Consider the following 23,592-nt stretch of genomic DNA (forward strand, 5'->3'; position numbering starts at 1 on the left):
CGTATCTATGCCAACCGTTAATTATGTAAGTTTCGATGGTCAGTCTACTCAGCTTGATATTACCGAGGGTATGACCATCATGCAGGGTGCCGTAATGAACGGCGTTGAGGGTATTGAGGGAGAGTGCAGCGGTTCTTGCGCTTGCGCGACCTGTCACTGTTATGTCGATGATGCCTGGTTAGCAAAGCTGCCCGAGATGTCAGAAAACGAAGATGAAATGCTCGAAGATACCGCCTCTGAGCGTAAACCAAACAGCCGTCTGAGCTGTCAGATCAAAGCCACTGCCGACCTGGATGGTATCGTTATTCATATGCCAGAGGAGCAGGAGTAATGAGTGGCGTCGTCATTGTAGGCGGCGGTCACGCTGGTTACCAATGCGCTGATTCACTACGTCGCGCAGGTTTTGAAGATTCGATCACTCTGGTCGATGGCGAAGGCCATCTGCCCTATCAGCGTCCACCACTATCAAAAAGCCACCTGCTAAACGCTACCGGTGAAGACGCGCTGCTATTCCGTACTCAGGCCTACTACGATGATCATCGTATCGATCTAAAACTTGGCCATCGAGTGGAATCGATCAATCGTACGGAAAAGCAAGTGACCTTAGATAACAGCGAAACACTGGCCTACGATAAGCTGGTTATCGCTACCGGTGCTAAGTTAAGACAACTTGATATTCCCGGCTCAACGCTAAACGGAGTCGGCTATATCAAAAGCCTGGACGATATCCGCTACATACAGTCGCACCTTAATCAGACTGAAGAGGCGGTTATCATCGGCGGCGGATTTATTGCGCTGGAGTTTGCCGCTACGGCAGCAAAACTGGGCAAGAAGGTTACGGTACTGGTAAGGGGTCAGCGCATTCTGGCCAATGCCGTCACCCCTGAACTGTCTCAGTATATGCTGGACATCCACCACCAGCATGGGGTCGATGTCCGTTTCGCTGCTGAGGTGGATCATATCGCCGATGATGGTAACGGCAATGTTGAGGCGGTGCGACTGAAAGATGGCACACTGCTCCCTGCTCAGCTGGTTCTGGCCGGCATCGGCGTAACCGCAGATACCGAACTGGCCGTAGGTGCCAGACTGCAGTGCCACGATGGTGTCGTGGTTGATGCTCAGTGTCGTACCAACGACCCTGATATCTTTGCCGCCGGTGACTCAGCCCGCTATGACAATCCATTCAGCGGTACCGAGATCCGCCTGGAATCGGTTCAGAATGCGGTTGATCAGGCGAAAGTCATCGCTCAGGTCATTGCCGGTCAGGAAGCTGAATACCACTCAGTGCCATGGTTCTGGTCCGATCAGTACGATATCAAACTGCAGATGGTGGGTATCCACGACGGTTACACACATTTCTATCAGCGGGGAGAGCGGGAAGAGGACAAGTTCTCACTGTTTTTCTTCCGTGATGACCGGTTAATTGCGATTCACACGGTTAACCGCCCTGCCGACCATATGGCCGGTCGCAAGCTGATCACTGCCGGGGTATCACCGACTCAGGAACAGATAGAAGATGCTGGCTTTAAGCTGAATAGCCTGCTGAAAAAATAGTCGCAGATCGACAAGAGAAGCCCGTTCCGGCGGGTTTTTATTCGATGCCGGACTATTCATCCGCCAGAATCACATCCACTGAAAACGGCCCCATACCAAACACCAGCTTATAGAACTGTAACTCTTCCGCTTTGAAAAACAGCTGGTCCTGGCTACTCAGGTAGTCGAACTCTTCCCGTATTCTGCGAAGATTATTTTGTATCTGCAGCGCGCTACTTTTACTCATCAACCGACTGGCTGTTGTGAATGCATACTCGGGATCTCTCTCATTATCCAGGCAGTGGACGATATAGCGTCTGTTAACCCCCTTAATCAGGTCGGACAGCGCCCCTCCCATGCGCCAGCGGATCGGCAGCGGCACACAAAACCGAAACCGTTCCCCTGTTTTCAGTTCTATAAGCCCCAGTTTCTCCAGGGCTCTCAGATGCTGATAAAGCCTGGCCTTATCAATCTGCATCAACGTCTGAACGGTGGTGATATCCAACTGTGACACCAACAGTATCAAAATCAGAAACAGATGCTTATCTTTGGCCAGTGCCGCTTCAACAGACTCGGGCAAAAACTCAGGCACCTGCCTGAAGCGCTGCTGCATCTGTATCAGCTCATCGACGCTCAAACCGATAATCGCACAGATTTCAAACAGTCTGCTCATCTTGCAGTCTTTATCTTTAAACAGCCTCTTAATGGATAACTCGCTCATATTCATCTCTGCGGCAAGCCTGGCGTAGGTGTACCCCCGGGCTTTCAACGCCTGCTTGAGCAAGGTAAACAGACTCTCACGCTGCTGATCGTCAGCAGCAGAGACACTGCTTTGTTTTATATTACCCACCGCAAGATCTATCATTTAGCTACCCGATTTGCCAAAAAAGTATCAAAAAAAAGATACCATAAATTAATTTAATGGAAACAAGGATCAAATATAGCACAATCGAGATCTATTAACTCAAGGAGCACCCCATGCACACAACATTTCAAACCGTATTACGCAGCGCGATAGCAATGCTGACGCTATCCTCCCAGGCCGCAATCTCGGCACCGGAGATAGTCTGGAGTCTGGAAGGTTTTGACGAACCGGAGTCTGTTTTAGCGCATCCAACCAAACCTTTCCTGTACGTCTCGAATATGAACGGTACTCCCACTGAGTTAAATGGCAAAGGCTATATCAGTTTACTCTCCAGCGAAGGCCGCATAATCCGTCATGTATGGATTATGGGTATGGATGCCCCAAAAGGCATGGCCACAGACTCTAAGAATCTCTATGTAGCGGATATGCAGCAACTGCATATTATTGATATTGAGCAGGGCGTGTTGGTTAAATCGATAAAAGCAGACAGCAGCGTGATGCTGAATGATGTCGCCATTGATGACACAGGCGTAATCTACATCAGCGACCTGCTGGGAGGGGGCCTGTACCGTTATCACGATGAGACTCTGGATCAATGGATTCCGGGTGATCAGTTACCCCACCCTAATGGCCTGATGTTTAAGGATGACGAACTGATTGTCGCGACCTGGGGAACAGGGATCAAAGACGACTTCACCACTGAGACACCGGGTGGACTGTATGCCGTTAACAGAGAGACGGCAACCCTGACTCCCTATAAAAATGCACAGCAGTTTGGCAATCTGGATGGCCTTGCTGATGCGGGTGATTCACTGCTGATCAGCGACTGGATGAATGGCAATATTTTTGGATACAAAGATGAAACCGTTCAACTGCTCTTCAATGCCGGCAAACATTCAGCGGACATCTCAGTGAAGGGTGATCAGCTGTATGTACCGATGATGTTTTCACAACGAATTGATACTTATAAGATCGAATAACAAACACCTTTTGAACACAACTATCACATTAACTAACCGTCATAAATATATATTTATAAATGATTTTATAAGAACAAAAAACACATGAAGGTAACGCAAACCCTGTTCATTAAAAACAACACGCGAGACTGACCACCACTAACGCTGGCGTTACCAACAATAACGTCAGCGCCACTTTCTGATAACCGCCTCCCCCCCTCAAACCAGCCTATTCTGCCTTGAATCGCCGGCTTAAATTAACCGTAAATCGGCTTGTAAAATTGCTGATAAAAGCACCTACATCTACCTACATCAGCATCTATAAAAGTGCCGATATAAGTGCTGATAAAACAAAGTGAGCACTGCCATATAAACCCGGGCTATCGCACTCATGAGGATATCCAATTTAGTTTTACGCAGAACGACTGCTATATATTAATGGCAAGCGACAAACAACCTACCCGTTCCCCTGATGGTCTACACCGCATCAGAACGCGTAGCAGTCAGAGATAAGTCACACCTGAATCATTAGGCCAGGCTGTTATTAATTATCAGGTGATAAGTTGATCGAACCAAGGAGGTTATGATGAGTGATAAGAACAACACCCCTGCAGGCCAATGCCCCTTCATGCATGGATCAAGAACACAGATGAGTAATCGGGGCAGCGCCAATCAGGACTGGTGGCCGAACCAGCTTAACCTGAAAATGCTCCATCAGAACGCTCCTGAGATCAGTCCAATGCCTGACGGATTCAACTATGCCGATGAATTTAAAACACTGAACCTGTCTGCCCTGAAACAGGATCTCTATGATCTCATGACCGATTCTCAGGCGTGGTGGCCCGCTGATTATGGTCACTATGGTCCTCTTTTTATCCGTATGGCGTGGCACAGCGCAGGTACCTATCGCATCGGTGATGGCCGGGGCGGTGCCGGCTCTGGTTCGCAACGCTTTGCTCCACTGAACAGCTGGCCGGATAACGGCAACCTGGACAAGGCTCGCAGACTGCTGTGGCCGGTGAAGCAGAAATACGGCAACAAAATCTCCTGGGCCGACCTGATGATTCTGGCCGGCAACTGTGCACTGGAATCGATGGGCTTAAAAACCTTCGGCTTTGGCGGTGGTCGTGAGGATATCTGGGAACCCGAAGAGGATGTTAACTGGGGAGCAGAACGGGAGTGGCTCGGCAACAACCGTTACAGCGGCGAACGGGACCTTGAAAACCCACTCGCTGCGGTGCAGATGGGCCTGATCTATGTAAACCCTGAAGGGCCTGATGGTAACCCTGACCCACTGGGTTCCGCCCGGGATATCCGCGAAACATTTGCCCGCATGGCGATGAATGACTATGAAACCGTCGCCCTCACCGCCGGTGGTCACACCTTTGGCAAAACCCATGGTGCGGGAGATCCTGAACATGTTGGCCCGGAACCGGAAGCCGCCGGAATTACTGAACAGGGTCTGGGCTGGAAAAACAGCATGGGCAGCGGCAAAGGGGTCGATACCATCACCAGCGGACTGGAGGGAGCCTGGACAGCAACACCAACTCAGTGGGATAACAGCTACTTCGACACCCTGCTCGGCTATGAATGGGAGCTGACAAAGAGTCCCGCCGGTGCGGCGCAATGGACTCCGAAAGACCCCTCAGCCAGTGACATCGTTCCCGATGCCCATGACGCTTCCAGACGGCATGCACCGATGATGTCCACTGCCGATATGGCATTGCGTGAAGATCCTGAGTACCGCAGGATATCAGAACATTTTCATAAAAATCCGGATGAGTTTGCCGATGCCTTTGCCCGCGCCTGGTTTAAACTGACCCACAGGGATATGGGCCCCCTCTCCCGCTATCTGGGGCCGGAGATCCCTGCCGAGGAACTTATCTGGCAAGACCCTTTGCCCGCGGTCGATCATGAACTGATCAACAACCGGGATATTGTGGTGCTCAAGCGCGAGATTCTTGAGTCCGGGCTGTCGATCCCGCAACTGGTATCCACCGCCTGGGCCTCCGCATCCACCTTCCGTGGCTCCGACATGCGTGGCGGCGCGAATGGAGCACGTATTCGTCTGGCACCACAAAAAGACTGGGAGGTAAATCAGCCCGCAGAGTTAGCCACGGTTATTCATACACTGGAGGGAATTCAGACCCGCTTTAACGCGACTCATGGCAACAAAAAAAACGTTTCACTGGCCGACCTGATCGTCTTAGGCGGCAGTGCCGCCATTGAGCAAGCCGCAAATGACGCCGGACAGCCAGTAACCGTACTGTTTACACCAGGCCGCACCGATGCAACCCAGGCGCAAACCGATATCGATTCCTTTGCGCCGCTGGAGCCCGCTGCGGATGGCTTTCGTAACTATCAGAAAGCCCGCTTCAGCATCTCTGCAGAAGAGCTACTGCTTGATAAGGCTCAGCTTTTGAAACTGTCAGCCCCCGAGATGACGGTACTGGTTGGCGGCCTGCGGGTATTAAATATAAATGCCGATCGATCACAGCATGGCGTCTTTACCGATAAACCGGAAACCCTGAACAACGACTTCTTTGTCAATCTGCTCGACATGGGAACAATCTGGAAAGCAACCTCAGCAGCGGAAGAGCTGTTTGAGGGGCATGACCGCAACACAGGCGAGCTGAAGTGGACTGCAACCCGGGTTGACCTGATATTCGGTTCCAATTCTCAGCTACGGGCCATTGCCGAGGTCTACGCTCAGAGTGATGCCAGGCAGAGGTTTGTCACTGACTTTGTATCGGCCTGGAACAAAGTCATGAATGCAGATCGCTTTGATCTCTCCTGATCTTGAAATATCAAAAACAACTAAGGGCACATTCAGTCATTGAATGCGCCCTTATTATGAAAGGTCAAACCCTGCAGTCGTGTCAGACAGGTAAGCGATGCTGCTTGATCATTCATCGGTTAAGCGCATAACATTCCTGAGTAAAACGGCCAAACACTCTCCGCGACCAAAGAGAGCAACCTTCAACAGCGCATTAGTTTTTCGCTATCAAAGCATTAGTAAAGCTATCAGTAAGATTGGTGGCAACAGAGATGGCAGCTTTTTCTCGCCCTGCTGAGTCCATGTGATTTAATAAGTTTTCTGCTTTGGATACAGTTATATTTTTTACAACGTCTTTTCCAGAGGGATATGTTGATTTAACCTTTGCTTTGATTAATCCGATCACGAAAGGCCGGGTTTTATCATAATCCAATTCAAACTCCTTCCCGTGCATGGCTTCGGCAATAAGCACACCTAATGGTCCTATTCCACCGCTCGTGCTGGAAGACTGCAACATGTCAGCCTGATGGTTAGCTTGTACGATCATTCTCTCGAATGTAATTTCTACAGACTCAGGTTGAATTGAAAGTTTTGATAGCTTTTTATGTACATCAAGCTTAATCAGGTCAACTAAATTTGGTGAAAACTGTTCGTCTCCTAACGTCCATATCCCATAATCTGAGTTAAATACCATAAACGAGCCATAGCTAAACTCCTTGTCGTTGCTGGGTCGGTCATCAACAATAGTAATGGTAGATGCAGAACCATCGGAGCCATAGGAAGACGTTTCATCTATTACATACGGTTTATTGGCAGAACATCCTGTAACAATACTCACGAGTAAAACAACCCATAAATACTTCATACTTGCTCCTTTCATCCTTTGGTCAGGTTTGTTGTATTTAATAAAACTAACATTACAGTACTTACAAGGGTAAAGTTTGCTTTGACTCCCTGTACTATTTAGTACTCTATGACACAGTCGTGGTAGAGCGCCCCGTTACCGAGGCGACCCCACACAGATCCGGACGTGCGGAATTACCGCATCCGGCTCTTCAATAATATCCTTGCCCGTGTAAAACACAGACCCTCAGTACCAGTCCACGGCTAGCAATCTTTTACTCACTCGCATGGGCTGGATTCCAAAATATCTTAGCATCTCTTTCATCCCTGACCACGTGTAACTTTTCCGACCACTTCGTCGGTTTAACCAGATATATAAACTATTGAGTATGTGACCGTAGATCCGCCCCACACTCAAGCTGTTGTCCGGTAACCCAAAGTAGTTCCTGAATCCGATAATCTTGCGCTTTAGTTGTGGCATCCAGTGATCCAGTCGCCGATGGCGATTGTCTTTAATCCACGCATAAAAGGTTTGCAAGGCCGTCTTATGTTTCTTCGGGGCGGTCTTTCGTCTGAGCCGCGGCTCGCCTTTAAAATCCATTTCCCAGTAGAAACGAAAACCCAGAAACTCAAAGTGCCGTTGTTGTCCAGGGTGAAAGCGACTAAAGCGTTTAATCGAGGTCTTCTCCGGCGCAACGTCCAGGTTGAAGGTTCTCAGCCTGGGAGCCAGTTGCTCATAGAAGGCTCGCGCTTCGTCTTGATATTGAAATGCCACCACAAAGTCATCCGCATAACGGATGAGCATTGCCCTGCCTTCAAGCTTGGGTTTGATCTTCTTCTCGAACCACAGATCTAAAGCATAGTGAAGGTAGATATTTGCCAGCACGGGACTGATCACGCCGCCTTGCGGCGTGCCTGAAGCAGGCTTGTGATAGCGCCCGTCGGGCTCTTTAATTCTGGCCTTCAGCCATTGATTAATGAGATTGAGAAGCGGCTTGTCATCAATACGCTGCTTTAACATGCGCATCAGCCAAGTGTGATCCATATGATCGAAGAAACCTTTAATGTCTGCTTCGACAATATACCCGTAGCCTTTAAATTGAAGGTTCAATTGCAAACTGTGTATGGCCTGATGCGCACTTTTATGCGGGCGATAGCCATAACTGTTCGGCAGAAAGTCGTGCTCCTAGATACTTTGCAGTAGCTCCGAGACACTTTGCTGCACCACTTTATCTGCAACGCTGGGCAAGCCTAATGGCCGTTCTTTGCCATTCGCTTTGGGGATGTACACACGCTTGATGTCATCAACTCGATACTGCCTGGATTTAAGTTGCTGCGCCAGCATGTGGATATTTTCGGGTAATCGGTGCTCAAATTGTTGCGTCGTAACGCCGTCAATACCCGCAGCCGATTGTTTATTGAGGTGTGCCCAGGCACGATACAGCGCGTCGGCTTTCAGCTGTCCATAAAGATTCTGAAATCGATGCTTCGTGTGGGTGTGTGCTTTAAATGCTATGGCGTTTAAGGCAGTTGTCATAGTGTCTCCAGCCCTACGTTGTCCGGACTATGTATCTGTTAAACGCCGTGATATTACTGTCAGCCCCTTCGCTATGTAGACGGCTTTCCCGCCCTCAAACTACTATGAGCTGATCCGACTTCCGGGATGCCTTCGTTCGCCTCGTATTTTACTCAGCAGCCCTACCCATTTCCGTTGGGAGCACGTCCGGATCTCACAAGTTCCTGTCATAACTCTTTATACATGCCACGGTTTGATAACTCCGCCAGTTCGCCACAACCTCGCCTAATCGGTTGCTTTGCTTGGACTTCGACTGCGTTATAAGTCTGGTCAACTGAGACTCGCTACTTTCGGAGCAATACCAACACTTCAGGGGCACGGCACCCCCTATGGCCTACATAATTCTCTGTCTACGCTTCACGATGGTTGTTCGCCTGATTGCGCCCTCACGCTGAAAAGTGACTCACTAATCTCAAACTCCGCACACCGTGCAAGACTCGATACGGGTGGCAGGCTACACCTTACCCGACAGGGACTTTCACCCTGCAAGTTGTGACAAGCTTCGCTTGTCGCACTAACCCCTTGCTAAACGGCGCGCTTTAGCGGGGAAAGTGGAGACCATGTTTTACCGGAACGATGTGTGAGCAACTTATTACACGTTGACTTTGTACTTGAGGTCATTTTCTTCATCACCCGTCATTCCTCTGAAGCCCCACTGATATGGCTGCTGCTCCTTGATCGTAATTTCAACATCGACGGGTGCTAAAGCGAGCTGGCTTTCAATTTCCCGAAATAGAGCTTTGATGAGTTCTTTCTGGGTATCCGGTTTACGTCCAGCCATCATATTTATTTCAATGACCGTATAAGCATCACTTCTACCGCCTGGGTAATAAAAGTCTTCCCTATCCATAGGCACAAACCGATGCGCACGCTTGTCCTCCGGCATGCCGAGAACAGCTTGCATACAACCATGAATAACATCCGATAGATTTGCCTTTATCGGGTTAAGTTTTTCTTTAATTCCATAAATCACGATCATACTGAGTCCTCAATACGAGTAGCGCTGGCGTACAATGTCTGTTCCGCCACTTCTTGCGCATTGTTTAATGCGTCTGAGTATCGCTCATAGGCTAAAAACGAGAGTCATTTTCACAAGGAATTCCATCATGATCACCGTCCATTTTGGTATTGGGGCAATAATTGATGAAATACACAGCCTCCGCACGTGAGGTCATTTGACTGCAATGCTGACGACCATCGCATGAAAAGCGTGACTCTGGGGTATAGGTATAACCAACAGATTCCTCTGACTGCTGCGGAAGTACTTCAGCGAAAGCCGTATCAGAGGTGGTTGTAGACTTCTGGTAATACTGCCACCCGGCAGCAGCAATTAAAGTCAGTAATAATAGTTTTCTCAACGTAAACATCCTTATCTAAATACAGCTATAACGCTTGCCATTAGCCGCGCCAGGCACAAGTAAAAGTGTATAAAAATAACCAATCATTTGGTTCAGTATACTGAAGGCCCGACTGCCAGAGAGGAAAAGAGGATTAATGCTATTCATCCTGAATATCCGTCTGAGCTGCCTTAATAACCTGAGCTGAGCTGAGCACAAATGACAGACTACAACCGGGGCACTCCGGTTACCCCCATTGATTGGGACTATATCGCAGAAACGGAATCGATTGCCATAGCCTTTGAGCACATGGCAGTTTACGGATGTTAATACAGAAATATAAAATACTATCGCTCTCAGCAATGGCTTTATTTCTGTGATTTCGGTGTTTACTGTGGTGAACCTTCTTCAAAGAGTGCTTTACCACAGAGGGCACGGAGGACACAGAGAAATCCGCTATCTATTAAAGCGGAGCATCCCTTCCCTGCCTTTCAAGCTATCAACAAAACGTTGCTGCAAGGGAGTTATCTCCCCCACTTCAGTCCAGTGGTTTGCTGTTGCCAGATCTTTCAGAGCTTTAATCCGTTTCTGATCCAGCGGATGAGTTTGCATAAGTTCGATCCCTTCGCCACTGCCCGATGCTTGATGCCAGGCATTGATCACCTCAAACAGATCGGAGGCTCCCTGCGTGTGCCCATAAAGTTTATACACCGCGTGCAGTGCTTCAGTATCCGCCTGTTGCTCCATCGACCGGCTGAAGTGCAGCAGCGTATAGACGCCCGCTTCACCCATCAGATCAAGATCGCTCCAGCCCAGCAGTAAGCCTAAAGCACTGCTGATCGTTACGCCGCGGGTCAGACTGACAATCGGGTCGCGGTGCTTTACATGGGCAATCTCATGAGCCAGCAGCATGGCCAGTGCGTTCTCATTAGGAATTTTTTCCAGCAGGCCGCTGAACACTACAACGTGACCGCCGAGAGTAGCAAACGCATTGACCGTATCGCCGCTGACCTTCTCCCCGTGAAGAAAGTGCACTGTGATAGCGACCTCTTCAGGCAGATCCATCGCCTCTACCACCCGACCGGTCACCTGCTGCAGGTAGGCATCCACTTCGATGGATTCAGGCTCTTCAACCGGAAAGGATGCGGCCAGTTTCTGCTCCACCTCAAAGGGGATATAGGGTGCCATAAAGCCAGCTGACAGCCCCAGAATATAGACCACGGCAACGATCAGAACGACCGCCCCGCTCAACAGAACCGCCAGTTCCCGAAGAGGATGAACGCTGGTGACGTTTATCCCTTCAGGAATCTCACGGTGTTCAAATTTCATGACCTGTACCGCGGTCACAGACGATAAGAGCAGTGCCATAGGCAAGTACTTCTACCGAACCGATGGCATTCTTACGTCCTTTCGATATAGACGCGGTTTCATACTTTACGTTGAACACATAGTCAGCCCCCATCGCCTGCGCCTGCTCTTTCATGCGCAACATCGATTCCCGCCGGGCACGATCCAACAGCGATTCATAGGAGGTCACCCTGCCACCCAGAAGGTTACGCAGCGCAGCGATAAAACGTTTAAAGTAGTCTACCGAGACAACGGTATTACCGGTCACCAGACACTGATCAAACCGTTTATCGGTTGGAGGAAAGCGACTGGCAATGGCTGGCATACCGCTGAGACGCTTTTCGCGCTGAATAATGGATTTGTAATGGCGCTTCTCGGCCATCTGACCAACCAGATAGCCTAGGGTCATTAGCACCAGAAATATGATCAGATTCGTCATCATGAGGATTACTCCAGGATCACCGCTGAACCGTAGACATAGATCTCAGCGGCGCCCTGAGCCACTGAGGAGGTGGAAAAACGGACATTGAGTATCGCATTGGCCCCCATCGCTGCGGCCTGTTGCTGCATCCGCTCCATCGCCTCTTCGCGGGACTCCTGCAACAACTCGGTATAGCCTTTTAGTTCACCACCGAAAATATTCTTCAGCCCTGCCATAATGTCGCGCCCCACATGCTTGGCGCGAACCGAACTACCCTGAACCAATCCGAGATGGGTGTTAACCTGTTTACCCGGCAGTATCTCCATATTGCTGATCAGCATCGTGATCTCCTTATTCTGTTAACTGAATAGTGCGCCCTGTCTGAGCCGTCCGAAAATTATATAGCCTAACCCTTCGTTTATATCTGCCGCACAACACACAACACTGATATTGACGCCTGGCGCTGATGGGCAACCGGTTCCGATATTAAATCCTGAAACTCAGGGTTACACGGCGAAGCCGTCTATTATGTGCCGGAGTCACCTTTAAGTCGCCGCCACATCGCCAATCAGGTTACGCAGCCACTGATGAGCAACGTTGTGTTGCAACAGCGGGCTCCAGGCCATCTTCAGTTCAAAGTCAGGAATATGGAACGGCGGCTTTTTTATAATCAGTCGAGGGTTATCCGACTGAGCGGTGGCGGCACGGGTTGGCACTGTAGCAATGAGTCCTTTCTGCTGCGCCATCAAAACCGCTGACTGATAATGCCGGGTAAAGACGGTAATCTGTCGCTTATGTCCCTCAGCCTCCAGCGCTTCATCGACCCACCCCAGGCGTTTTATATCTTTCGGGGTAATCCCCATCCCCGCCCCCATACCGGTTTTGCTCACCCAGACATGTTTCGCCTGAAGATAGGTCTCCAGACAAAAGTTGTGCGATATCGGATTGTCGACGGCAAACAAACAGGAGAAACTATCGGTCCAGAGGGTTTTCTGATGGAACGACTGCGGCATCGTATCGAACCGGTTGATAACCAGATCGACCAGCCCCTGCTCTACCTCGGTAAAACTCATATCGCTGGGGGTCATAATATCCAGCACGATATTAGGCGCCTGCTTACGCAACCGTTTAAGCAAACGCGGCAGCAGAGTCGATTCTCCATAGTCACTGGTCATAATCCGGAACACCCGGTCACTGGTACTCGCATCAAAGGCACCGCTGGGTTCGATAACCTGCTCCAGCGATGCAAGTATTTCCCGCAACAGTGGCTGAAGTGTCTGGGCACGCTCGGTGGGCGCCATCCCCTCACTGGTGCGGACCAACAGGGGATCACCCAGCGTCTCTCTTAAACGACGCAGGCCATTGCTCATGGCAGGCTGGGTAATCCCCAGCAAACTGGCCGAACGGGTGACATTTCGCTCCCTGAGCAGTACATCAAGGTACACCAGAAGATTCAGATCGATCTGATCAAGTTTCATACAAAGTCCGCCATTACTGTTACCCAGCTTATCTCAATATTAACATTCACAAAATGAATACTCCATATAATAGCCATTTATTTCCTTTATGTTAATAGCAGGCATAGAATAGATTTCATACCAAATAACAGAGCAGCACACACAGCTGCCAAATAAAAGAGAGAAGGAAACGCCATGTCTACTCTGAATAAAGATATCGAAACAGTTGCCGCACTGAAAGAGACCTACGGCTCTGCCTGGAATGCGATCAACCCTGAATACGCTGCCCGCATGCGTGCTCAGAACAAATTCAAAACCGGTCTGGATATCGCTAAGTACACCGCTGCGATCATGCGCAAAGACATGGAACGTTACGACAACGACTCTTCTCAGTACACTCAGTCTCTGGGTTGCTGGCACGGTTTCATCGGTCAGCAGAAGATGATCTCTATTAAGAAGCACTTCAACAGCACTGACCGTCGTTACCTTTACCTGTCAGGCTGGATGGTAGCAGCGCTGCGGTCTGAGTTTGGTCCCCTGCCAGACCAGTCTATGCACGAAAAAACCTCCGTGGCTTCCCTGATCGAAGAGCTGTACACCTTCCTGCGTCAGGCCGATGCCCGTGAACTGGGTGGTCTGTTCCGTGAACTGGATGCAGCGCGTAAAGCGGGCGACCAGACGGCTGAAGCGGCCACTCAGGACAAGATTGATAACCACATGACCCACGTCGTGCCAATCATCGCCGATATCGATGCCGGTTTCGGTAACGCTGAAGCGACCTACCTGATGGCTAAGCAGATGATCGAAGCCGGTGCCTGCTGTATCCAGATTGAGAACCAGGTGTCTGATGAGAAGCAGTGTGGTCACCAGGACGGTAAGGTAACCGTACCTCATGAAGACTTCCTGGCGAAGATCCGTGCAGTACGTTACGCCTTCCTTGAGCTGGGTGTGGATGACGGTGTCATCGTGGCCCGTACCGACTCTCTGGGTGCCGGCCTGACCAAGCAGATCGCTGTGACTAATGAGCCAGGCGACCTGGGCGACCAGTACAACAGCTTCCTGGATTGCGAAGAAGTGTCCCCTGCCGATATGAAGAACGGTGATGTGGTACTCAACCGCGACGGCAAGCTGCTGCGTCCTAAGCGTCTGCCATCCAACCTGTTCCAGTTCCGTGCCGGCACCGGTGAAGACCGTTGCGTACTGGACTGCATCACCTCGCTGCAGAACGGTGCTGACCTGCTGTGGATCGAGACTGAAAAACCTCACGTGGGCCAGATCGGCAACATGGTTAACCGTATCCGTGAAGTCTGCCCGAATGCCAAGCTGGTGTATAACAACAGCCCATCATTCAACTGGACACTGAACTTCCGTCAGCAGGTGTTTGATGCGATGGTTGAAGAAGGTAAAGACGTATCGGCTTACAACCGCGACAACCTGATGTCGGTTGAATACGATGAGACTGAACTGTCTGCCATTGCCGATGAGAAGATCCGTACCTTCCAGGCCGATGCGGCGCGTGAAGCGGGTATCTTCCATCACCTGATCACCCTGCCGACTTACCACACCGCGGCGCTGTCTACTGACAACCTGGCGAAAGAGTACTTCGGTGAGCAGGGCATGCTGGGCTACGTAGCTGGCGTACAGCGTAAGGAGATCCGTCAGGGTATCGCCTGTGTTAAGCACCAGAACATGGCCGGTTCCGATATGGGCGATGATCACAAAGAATACTTCGCCGGTGAAGCTGCACTGAAAGCCGCTGGTGAAGACAACACCATGAACCAGTTCGGTTAATATCTGACCCGACTGTATGACAACAAAGGACGCTTCGGCGTCCTTTTTTTTTACTTTTTGAAAAACAACTTAGCGTGAATATTAAGACTATCGTCGGTTCATGCGGTCTGAGCAAAACCTGACATCAAACACATAGCAGCGCCCTTTCTCAGCCGCAATAGCGACATCTGATACGCTGTAGATAGATCGCTAATGCGACCATCAATCTCGACAAACTCACCCACCGCTTCGCCCCCAAAGCAGATCCACGATGACTGGATAACCGTATTCTCAGGCGTTGTTACTCTTCTCTGCTGTTTGGGGCTGGGACAGTGTGCTCTGAAGATGCGGCTGCCTTTGATAAGCCGCGTCAGTTATTCCGGTATGGAATTTATCAGTACCGGTAAGCGTATCGGCTATCGGTTCTCAGCGGTTAATACAACCGACAGCCGCAAGCCTTACAAACAAACAGACCAGGTTTGCTCAACGCAAAAAAAGCTCCGGCAATGTTATTGCCAGAGCTTGTTATCCGCCATTGAACACGGCAACGACTATTCAGTCTGATAGAGACCAATAGCAGAACTATTCTGCACCGTCGTTCTGCTGCCCGAGAATATAATCCCGATATTTCATATCCTCTTCGAGGATATGCTGACGCAGCCAGCGCTGCAGATAGCCGTTAACCGAATCACCAATAATAAATGGGCTCTGGGGGAAACGTGCGTAGGTTGAGCGTATAGTTTCCAACCACTCAACAAAGCTTTCGTGCTGTTTCAGGTGTTCCTCTAAACCGGGAAAACCCGCGCTTTTCATGTACTCCTCTTCCCGGCTGAAGTGTCCACGGGTATACGCTTTCAGACGATCCAGAATCGAGTTGATATAATCATGGCTCATGTCCGCAGAATCAAGTTCATCTATCAGCGAAAACAACTCTTTGTGATCGTCATCAATACTGTGATCACCAACACTCAGATCACTGGTCCAGTTAATATTCATAGCCTATGACTCCTATAGCAGACCGAGGGCCAGCATTGGAAAAGCGATAATCAAACCCAGTCGCACGATATCTGACAGCACAAACGGGAACACCCCTTTAAAAATATCCTTTATCGGGATATCCGGCGCAACCGATTTTATAACAAACACATTCATTCCCACCGGGGGTGTAATCAAGCCCAGCTCTACGGTGATCACAGCAACGATGCCAAACCAGATCGGATCAAAACCAGCGGCTTGTATCAGCGGGTAGACGACCGGAACGGTCAACAGCAACATTGCAATACTGTCCATCACACAGCCCAGCAAGATAAACAGCAGCAGAACACAGAACAACACCATATAGGGCGTCAGGTGCATGCTATCGACAAGCTCAACCAACGAAAATGAGATACGCGAAACGGAAAGAAAATACCCGAAAATCTCAGCACCAATGATCATGAAAAAAATCATTGCTGACATAAACAGGGTTTCTTCTACAGCTTCCTTAAACTGCTTAAAGCCCATACCCCGGAAGAGCGCGATAAAGAAAGTACCCGCAGCACCAACAGACGCAGCCTCAGTCGGCGTAAATAAACCGGTGTAAATACCGCCAATGATCAATGCAAATACAGCGGTAAAAGGCACCAACCCCTTCAGACCTGCCAGTTTTTCGATCAGCGAGGTTTTTTGCCCTGGCTGCGCCAGATGTGGGAAAAGAAACACCACAATAGCGATCGTCACGCAGTAGAGAGCCAACCCCAACAGGCCAGGAATTACACCCGCAATAAACATCTGCCCCACCGACTGTTCCGTAATCAGTGCATAGAGCAGCAGCGCGATAGAGGGCGGAATCATAATACCTAATGTGCCACCCGCAGCCAGAGTACCCGACGCCAGCGACTTGGCATATCCGTTTTTCTCCATCTCCGGCAGTGCCACACGAGACATACTCGCAGCGGTCGCCAGAGAGGAGCCTGAAATAGCCGAGAAAATGCCACATGAAGTCACCGCAGCAAGCGCCATACCACCACGCCAGCTACCAAACAGCGTACGTGCGCCCTCAAACAGCTCCTGCGACATTTTAGCCTTGGAGGCAAAAACCCCCATCAGGATGAACATAGGAATAGGACTGAAACTATAATTGGACAAGGTTTCGAACGGACCACTATCGAGGATAGACAGTGCTGGCTCAAACGCGACGATCCAGCCAAAACCGATAAAGCCCGTCAACGCCATCGCCAGAGCAATAGGCATCCGAATAGCGATCATCGCCAACATGCCAATAATACAGATAAAACCAATAAGTGATCCGCTCATGACTGGTGCACCTCTTTACGGAAGAAAAACAGACGAACACTGATCAGCAGTGCCGCGAGTGCGAGAAAAGCTGTGGCAAAAGAGGTAATGCCATAAAGATAACTGAGCGGGATCAGGAGATCCTGAGTTGTCTCACCCGACATCTCAGCCTGGCCTACCGCATGATAAAAGCGATAACTCATACCGCCGCCAAGCATCACAAACCCAAGCATATAAATGCCTTCGAGCCAGGCCTTCCAGCGAGAGGATAAATTCTCGGTAAACAGATCAACAATTACCTGTGAACGGCCTACGGAGTATGGCAGCGCAAACACAACCATAAAAAGCAGCCCATATTTAATCAGCTCGACACCACCTATAAAGGTCAGATCTATAGATCCCTCCGTCACTTTAAACAGTGCACGGGACAGGACGTCGGCGAGAGTGATAAACATCATAGAGACAAGAATCGCGCCGCTGATCACATGCATTGCATGAGTCACCCGATCAAACAGCCGGCTGAATGCCATCATAATATACTCCACTATCCGGAATAAAAGAGACGGGGCTCGGCCAAATGTTACAGGCAAGCCCCTGCCCGACTCTTCATTAAGAATAGCCGGGATTGGAATAGAACTTAGTTACAGCCAGATGACAACTCTTGTGCGCGAGCGTATATCATACGTGCAGGTAACCCTTTAGCTTCCAGTTCAGACAGGTACTCTTCGATTGCCTGATCAATAACCGGCTTCCAGTCCGGGTTATCAATACCACCTTCAACAGAATAGATTTTATCGCCGTTCTCAACCGCCTGAGCGCGACCTTTCACATCGAGATCATCAAATACCTTAGCCGCACGCTGTGACCATTCAGTGCCGGAATTATCGTCCAGAACTTTCTGCAGATCGGCAGGCATCTTGTTATACACATCTTTGTTCATGGTCATCAGGAACGACAGTGTATACAGGCCACCCACTTCAGTGTGGTTGCGTGCCAGTTCATTTATACGAAAAACCAACTGACCTTCCCACGGCAATGAAACACCATCTATAACACCACGCTGAACAGACTGATACGCCTGTGGTGCAGGCATTCCTACGGGTTGTGCTCCCAGACCTTCCAGCAGTTTTGCAACCACTGCAGTCGGTCGACGGATTCGCAGCCCTTCAAAATCCGAAGGTTTCTGAATCAGTTTTTCAGTGGTATGGATATGACCCGCTCCATGCGTAAAGAAGAACAGCGGATGAGTTTCTTTATACTCATCCACGATCAGCCCTTCATCATAAAGGCCCTGAATAATACAGGAGCCATTGGCAGCATTTTTTGCAATACCCGGGAGTTCTACCACCTGAGTCAGCGGGAAACGATTGGCGGTGTAGCCCTGTATCGTCATGGTGACATCCGCAATACGGTTTTTAACCGCATCATATTGCGCGGGAGGCTTCGCCAGGGTTGAAGATGGATAGACTTCAACTTCAATACGCCCCTCGGAATCCGCTTTAACTTTATCCGCCCATGCCTGAGCGATATTTTTATGCTGGCCCGCAACCGGTGGGAAAAAGTGCGCCAGACGCAATGTGTACTCAGCCGCTTGGGCTGGAACCTGAATCAACAGGGCAGCCGTTAACGCCATTGCTGTTTTCAGCAGGGGCTTTTTCATGTGAGACTCCTCAGTAAAATTTTTATATTCTGATTTTTTAGTATTTTTATTTTTTATAATTTTATTTAACCGGCACAGATCCTGTTGTTGAGGCGCTTACATAAACTCCTCGGTATCAATTTCGGTCTGGGTTGCCGGGTTATAACGGGTGCCCGAGACCGTCTTCTGATTCATAATCTGATCCAGCTGCTCAAATGCTTCACTGCTCAGCTGAAGATCAACGGCACTGAAGTTTTCTGCCAGATGGTCAAGCCTTGTGGTGCCTGGAATCGGGACAATATTGTCGTCACGCCCTAACAGCCAGCTAAGCGCGAGTTGCGCCAGAGTCATATTTTCAGCTTCAGCAACCTTCTCCACGCGGCTCAGCAACTGCAGGTTTTCCGCATAATTATCAGCATAAAATCGCGGCATACCCCGGCGGATATCCTTCTCTTCAAGTGCACTTACATCACGAAGTTTGCCGGTCAGAAATGCTCTGGCTAGCGGGCTGAAAGCGACAAATGTGGTGCCTAGCTCACGACAGGTATCCAGAACGGCAATTTCAGGATTACGCGTCCACAATGAGTATTCAGTCTGCACTGCGGCAATCGGGTGCACTTTATGGGCTTTCTTCAGGGTCTCAGCAGAGACCTCAGATAAACCAATATCACGAATTTTACCGGCAGCAACCAGGTCAGAAAGCGCGCCCACGCTATCTTCAATAGGCACATTTTTATCCCAGCGGTGCAGATAATAAAGATCAATCACATCGGTCTGCAGACGACGAAGGCTGTCTTCGCAGGTCTTTTTTATCACCTCAGGACGACCGTTAATTTCACGCACACCCGCAGCGTTTTTAAACATGCCGCACTTACTGGCCAGCACAAAATCATTGCGCCGCCCTTTCAGCACCTTGCCCAGCAAAGTCTCGTTATTACCGAAACCATACAGCGCTGCGGTATCCAGCATGCTGTAACCAAGATCGAGAGCCTGAAGCAGAATCTGCTCTGCCTCCTTCTCAGAAGGTGGCGTACCATAGGCGTGTGACAGGCTCATACAACCTAAGCCTATTGGTGAACACTCAAAAGAACCTAATTTGCGGGTCTTCATGAAAACACTCCCTCCTGCTTTCTTTGTGCTTCAGTATTACTGTGCCGCTTCCAGGCACTTTTCCAGGCGATCCAGCGTTTCCATTGCCGGGTAGCACTGACTCAGACTGGAGTTTGGCTCACGACCTTCGCGGATAGCAGCAAAAAACTCTCGATCCTGCAGTTCGATACCATTGAAAGAAACCGCTACACCGGAAAGGTCTATCGGGTTGCCCTTGCCGTCTTCCAGGTCATCGTAACGGGCAATATAAGTACCGTTGTCACAGATATAGCGGAAGAAGGTACCGAAAGGACCATCGTTGTTGAATGACAAAGAAAGGGTACACAGGGCACCGCTTGGAACTTTCATACCGATACTCATATCCAGCGCTATCCCCAGATCAGGATGGATCGGACCCTGCATCGCCTGAACCTGACTCGCTGTTTCGCCCGTCTGATACTGGAACAGGTCAACCGTATGGCAGGCATGGTGCCACAGCAGATGGTCAGTCCATGAACGGGCTTCACCTTTAGCGTTAGTATTAGTTCGACGGAAAAAATAAGTCTGCACATCCATCTGCAGAACGTTCAGTTCACCCGCCTGAATTTTATTATGAATCCACTGATGGCTTGGGTTAAAACGACGTGTGTGGCCCGCCATCGCGACCAGACCGGTCTCTTTCTGCAACGCCACGATCTCTTTAGCATCTTCAATTTTATCCGCCATCGGGATCTCAGTCTGAACGTGCTTTCCGGCTTTCAGGCACTGCTTAACCTGTTCCGCATGCATCTGAGTCGGAGTCGCCAGAATTACACAATCCACATCATCCCGGGCAAGGCTCTCAGCCAGATCAGTCGTGTAATGAGGGATGTTATGCTCAGCGGCAAAGGCTTTAATTTTCTCTAAATTAGAGCTGCCAACAACGGAAACAACTTCTGCATCTTCAATGGCATTGATCGCTTCCAGATGCTTCATACCAAAAGCGCCTGCCGCGCCTGCAATACATACTCTCATCGAACTCTCTCCAGTTTGTCTTAACCCGACCATCCCGTTTTATTCCACCTGAAGATACCAGAGCGTCATATAAGGAACGGGATATTGCTTAACATATTAAACAAATACCAATTTACACTATAACAAAACTACCACCGGGCAACTGAACTGGATAATCCATTAACCGGAACAGCTATTCGTTTTTTATATAGAGCTGTTTTTTTATTGATCTTCAAGGTCCACGCCATGATCCGAATCATTCAGCATTTTAATGAACACAGACTGCGTCGCTGTTGGCTTCCAGCTGCTTCTTACCGTAATACCTATGGGCCTGTAGGCGTGTGAAACCTCATAAGGAACTGCCTTAAAAACGCCCATAGATAGTTCATGTTGTATCTGATGCTCTGAAATCATCGTCAGACGATCGCTGCCCGTCAACAGGGAGCGAACCAGAACCTGAGAGCCAGTTTCAACCAGTCTGGAAGGCACATCCAGACCGGCTTCGGTGAAGGTCGACTCGAAAATAGCCCGGGTAGGCGTCCCCTGCCCCGGCACCACCCACGGATAGCGCTGCAACGTTTCAAGGGTGACATGTTCTTCGCGGCAAAGTGGATGATCAGGGCGGGCTACAATCTCAACCGGCGAGGAAAACAACTCTTCCTGAATCACATCATCGGCGGGCACAGGAAAGCGCAACGCCCCCAGCAAGAGATCGATATCACCATGTCGCAGGTGATATAGCAGATCATCATAGGGACCGTCGTTGACCCGGATTCTGAAGTCCGGGTAGCTGCGTGAAAACGCTATAATCGCCTTCGGCAGTAAAGATGTCCGGGCAAGGGGCATACTGCCGATTACCAGTTGACCAACCTCGCGGTTATGTAACGCATCAATCTCATCCCTGCCCTGACTAATCTCAGAAAATGCAAGCTTACTGGAGCGCGCTAACGCCCTGGCGGCCTTACTTGAACTAATCCCAGTACTGGTTTTCTCAAACAGAACCACACCCAGCAGCGCTTCCAGCTCCCGGGCGGCACGATGCAGTGAAGATTGCGATATCCCGAGGTTGCGCCCGGCGATACTGAAGTTGTGTGCTTCGGTTACGGCGACCAGCGCCCGCAACTGAGTCGTTGTCAGCATCTGCAGCAGATGCGCCGGCTGGGATTTACTGCCGCCTAAGCGTACCGCCCCCCGCAATCCTTCTAACACCATATCCAGTGCCCGCCGGATACGCAGCGCAAAAACCTCTCCGGATTCGCTAACATACATACCATCGCTGCGCCGACTGAACAGCGAGGTTCCCAGCGTGGTCTCAAGCTTGGCAATCGCCTGCGTTATTGCAGGCTGTGACAGAAATACCCGCTCAGACGCTTTACTGATACTTTTGCACTCTACGACCTCGAGAAAAACCCTGAGGTGTCTTATATTCGGTATCTCAAACACGTACAACGCCCTCCAAAAATCTACTAATAAAACATAGTCTATATCAAAAACTAATACCATAGCTTTAAAAACTGAATAGCCATAAGTGGGTGTTTCAGAATACCTTTGAGTTATATTTGCTAGTTTCCCTATGTAGACTACGCCTATCAGGCAACTCGCTTGCAGGTTTTTCCTATAGGTAATTCTGGCAGCACACAATAAACAGGTATGAGAGAACCGAAGATGATTATCGACTGTCATGGACACTACACCACAACGCCTCCCGGCGTAGGCAAATATCGCGACCAGCAAAAAGCAGCTATAGCTAAGGACCCATCATTCAAAGGTGAAAAAGGTAAAGTAGTCGTCAGTGATGATGAGATCATCGAAAGCATCGAAAATAACCAGCTACGCCTGCAACAGGAGCGCGGCACCGACCTGACCATATTCTCTCCACGTGCCAGCTGGATGGGTCATCATATAGGTAACGAATACACCAGCCAGTACTGGACCGAACATCAGAATGACCTGATCAAGCGTGTCTGCGACCTGTTCCCAAAAAACTTTGCCCCGGTTGCGCAGCTACCGCAATCTCCCGGTGTTGATCCGGCGAAATCGGTTGCTGAACTGGTACGTACTGTTGAGCAGATGGGTTTTATCGGTTGCAACCTGAACCCGGACCCATCCGGCGGTCACTGGCAGGATGCGTCCCTGGCTGATCGCTCCTTCTATCCTCTGTATGAAAAAATGTGCGAGCTTGACGTTCCGGCAATGATTCACGTCAGTGCGTCCTGCAATGACTGCTTCCATACCACCGGATCCCACTACCTGGGCGCTGATACAACGGGCTTTCAGCAACTGGTCATGTCAGATGTGTTTAAAGACTTCCCTGAACTAAAAATCATCATACCACATGGTGGCGGCGCAGTGCCTTACCACTGGGGTCGTTTCCGCGGTCTGATGCAGGATCAGGGCTATGAGCCATTGGAGATCTCTGCCCTGAAAAATATCTATTTCGATACCTGCGTTTATCATCAGAAAGGCATCGACCTGCTGCTGGATATTATTCCTACAGAAAATATCCTGTTTGCATCAGAGATGATCGGCGCTGTTCGCGGCATCGACCCGGAAACAGGTCATTACTTCGATGACACCAAGCGTTATATCGACAATAACGCCCTGCTGTCAGCCGAACAGAAGCAGATGATATTTGAAGGCAACGCTCGACGTGTATTCAGCCGTCTGAAGATTGTTGAGTAATCACAGCGTGGCATATTCAGGTCTGATGATT

At 49.8% G+C, this 23,592-nt stretch carries 23 protein-coding genes; 6 read left to right on the plus strand and 17 right to left on the minus strand.

Annotated features, from left to right (window positions below):
* The first annotated feature begins 7 nt into the window (after nt 1–7).
* Entirely contained in the window at nt 8–331 is a 324-nt protein-coding gene (locus KDX31_09395; protein ID UTW05177.1) for a 2Fe-2S iron-sulfur cluster binding domain-containing protein, read from the plus strand.
* Nucleotides 331–1,554, plus strand: a complete 1,224-nt coding sequence (locus tag KDX31_09400) for an FAD-dependent oxidoreductase (protein UTW05178.1) — start codon at nt 331–333, stop codon at nt 1,552–1,554. Before KDX31_09395 ends, KDX31_09400 begins: the two co-directional genes overlap by 1 nt.
* A gap of 52 nt (nt 1,555–1,606) precedes the next feature.
* Here KDX31_09400 and KDX31_09405 read toward each other — a convergent pair whose 3' ends face one another.
* Nucleotides 1,607–2,398 (minus strand): helix-turn-helix transcriptional regulator, encoded by a 792-nt coding sequence (locus KDX31_09405; protein UTW05179.1) that lies wholly within the window; start codon nt 2,396–2,398, stop codon nt 1,607–1,609.
* Nucleotides 2,399–2,511: 113 nt separating this feature from the next.
* On the opposite strand from KDX31_09405, the gene KDX31_09410 reads away from it, so the two are divergent.
* Both KDX31_09410 and katG read left to right on the plus strand, forming a co-directional pair.
* A complete protein-coding gene (locus KDX31_09410) occupies nt 2,512–3,378 on the plus strand; it encodes an SMP-30/gluconolactonase/LRE family protein (GenBank protein ID UTW05180.1) in 867 nt (288 codons plus the stop codon).
* A gap of 565 nt (nt 3,379–3,943) precedes the next feature.
* Nucleotides 3,944–6,154, plus strand: a complete 2,211-nt coding sequence (gene katG, locus KDX31_09415; GenBank protein ID UTW05181.1) for a catalase/peroxidase HPI — start codon at nt 3,944–3,946, stop codon at nt 6,152–6,154.
* Between the two features lie 193 nt (nt 6,155–6,347).
* Here the strand turns inward: katG and KDX31_09420 are convergent, their stop codons facing one another.
* The 9 genes from KDX31_09420 to KDX31_09460 all read right to left on the minus strand — a co-directional run bounded on the left by KDX31_09420 (nt 6,348) and on the right by KDX31_09460 (nt 13,135).
* A complete protein-coding gene (locus KDX31_09420; GenBank protein ID UTW05182.1) occupies nt 6,348–6,998 on the minus strand; it encodes a hypothetical protein in 651 nt (216 codons plus the stop codon).
* Nucleotides 6,999–7,223: 225 nt separating this feature from the next.
* Nucleotides 7,224–8,150, minus strand: a complete 927-nt coding sequence (locus KDX31_09425; protein UTW05354.1) for a hypothetical protein — start codon at nt 8,148–8,150, stop codon at nt 7,224–7,226.
* 12 nt (nt 8,151–8,162) lie between these two features.
* Nucleotides 8,163–8,513, minus strand: a complete 351-nt coding sequence (locus KDX31_09430) for a hypothetical protein (protein ID UTW05183.1) — start codon at nt 8,511–8,513, stop codon at nt 8,163–8,165.
* A 631-nt stretch (nt 8,514–9,144) separates the two neighbouring features.
* Nucleotides 9,145–9,531, minus strand: a complete 387-nt coding sequence (locus tag KDX31_09435; protein ID UTW05184.1) for a tautomerase family protein — start codon at nt 9,529–9,531, stop codon at nt 9,145–9,147.
* Between the two features lie 91 nt (nt 9,532–9,622).
* Entirely contained in the window at nt 9,623–9,919 is a 297-nt protein-coding gene (locus KDX31_09440) for an excalibur calcium-binding domain-containing protein (protein UTW05185.1), read from the minus strand.
* A 426-nt stretch (nt 9,920–10,345) separates the two neighbouring features.
* On the minus strand, nt 10,346–11,218 hold the full coding sequence (locus KDX31_09445; protein UTW05186.1) for a M48 family metallopeptidase: 873 nt from the start codon (nt 11,216–11,218) through the stop codon (nt 10,346–10,348).
* Nucleotides 11,208–11,675, minus strand: a complete 468-nt coding sequence (locus tag KDX31_09450; protein ID UTW05355.1) for a YbjQ family protein — start codon at nt 11,673–11,675, stop codon at nt 11,208–11,210. Before KDX31_09450 ends, KDX31_09445 begins: the two co-directional genes overlap by 11 nt.
* Before the next feature lie 8 nt (nt 11,676–11,683).
* Nucleotides 11,684–11,998, minus strand: coding sequence for a YbjQ family protein (locus KDX31_09455; GenBank protein ID UTW05187.1), 315 nt, complete (start codon nt 11,996–11,998; stop codon nt 11,684–11,686).
* Between the two features lie 204 nt (nt 11,999–12,202).
* Entirely contained in the window at nt 12,203–13,135 is a 933-nt protein-coding gene (locus KDX31_09460) for a LysR family transcriptional regulator (GenBank protein UTW05188.1), read from the minus strand.
* A gap of 174 nt (nt 13,136–13,309) precedes the next feature.
* On the opposite strand from KDX31_09460, the gene KDX31_09465 reads away from it, so the two are divergent.
* Nucleotides 13,310–14,905, plus strand: coding sequence for an isocitrate lyase (locus tag KDX31_09465; GenBank protein UTW05189.1), 1,596 nt, complete (start codon nt 13,310–13,312; stop codon nt 14,903–14,905).
* 561 nt (nt 14,906–15,466) lie between these two features.
* Here KDX31_09465 and KDX31_09470 read toward each other — a convergent pair.
* From KDX31_09470 to KDX31_09500, 7 genes are all read right to left on the minus strand, one after another.
* On the minus strand, nt 15,467–15,880 hold the full coding sequence (locus KDX31_09470) for a hemerythrin family protein (GenBank protein ID UTW05190.1): 414 nt from the start codon (nt 15,878–15,880) through the stop codon (nt 15,467–15,469).
* 12 nt (nt 15,881–15,892) lie between these two features.
* The gene (locus tag KDX31_09475) at nt 15,893–17,179 is read right to left on the minus strand and encodes a TRAP transporter large permease (GenBank protein UTW05191.1); all 1,287 of its coding nucleotides are present in this window, start codon (nt 17,177–17,179) and stop codon (nt 15,893–15,895) included.
* Nucleotides 17,176–17,691 (minus strand): TRAP transporter small permease, encoded by a 516-nt coding sequence (locus KDX31_09480; GenBank protein ID UTW05192.1) that lies wholly within the window; start codon nt 17,689–17,691, stop codon nt 17,176–17,178. Before KDX31_09480 ends, KDX31_09475 begins: the two co-directional genes overlap by 4 nt.
* A gap of 104 nt (nt 17,692–17,795) precedes the next feature.
* Nucleotides 17,796–18,818 carry a TRAP transporter substrate-binding protein gene (locus KDX31_09485; protein UTW05193.1) on the minus strand — a complete coding sequence of 341 codons (1,023 nt, stop codon included), beginning with the start codon at nt 18,816–18,818 and terminating at the stop codon, nt 17,796–17,798.
* Nucleotides 18,819–18,914: 96 nt separating this feature from the next.
* Entirely contained in the window at nt 18,915–19,907 is a 993-nt protein-coding gene (locus KDX31_09490) for an aldo/keto reductase (GenBank protein ID UTW05194.1), read from the minus strand.
* Between the two features lie 36 nt (nt 19,908–19,943).
* Entirely contained in the window at nt 19,944–20,900 is a 957-nt protein-coding gene (locus KDX31_09495; protein ID UTW05195.1) for a Gfo/Idh/MocA family oxidoreductase, read from the minus strand.
* A gap of 201 nt (nt 20,901–21,101) precedes the next feature.
* A complete protein-coding gene (locus KDX31_09500; GenBank protein UTW05196.1) occupies nt 21,102–22,382 on the minus strand; it encodes a LysR family transcriptional regulator in 1,281 nt (426 codons plus the stop codon).
* A gap of 162 nt (nt 22,383–22,544) precedes the next feature.
* On the opposite strand from KDX31_09500, the gene KDX31_09505 reads away from it, so the two are divergent.
* Nucleotides 22,545–23,561 carry an amidohydrolase gene (locus tag KDX31_09505; protein ID UTW05197.1) on the plus strand — a complete coding sequence of 339 codons (1,017 nt, stop codon included), beginning with the start codon at nt 22,545–22,547 and terminating at the stop codon, nt 23,559–23,561.
* Nucleotides 23,562–23,592 lie beyond the last annotated feature (31 nt).

Origin of the sequence: Amphritea atlantica (genome assembly GCA_024397875.1) — a bacterium.
Taxonomy (GTDB): Bacteria; Pseudomonadota; Gammaproteobacteria; order Pseudomonadales; family Balneatricaceae; genus Amphritea; species Amphritea atlantica_B.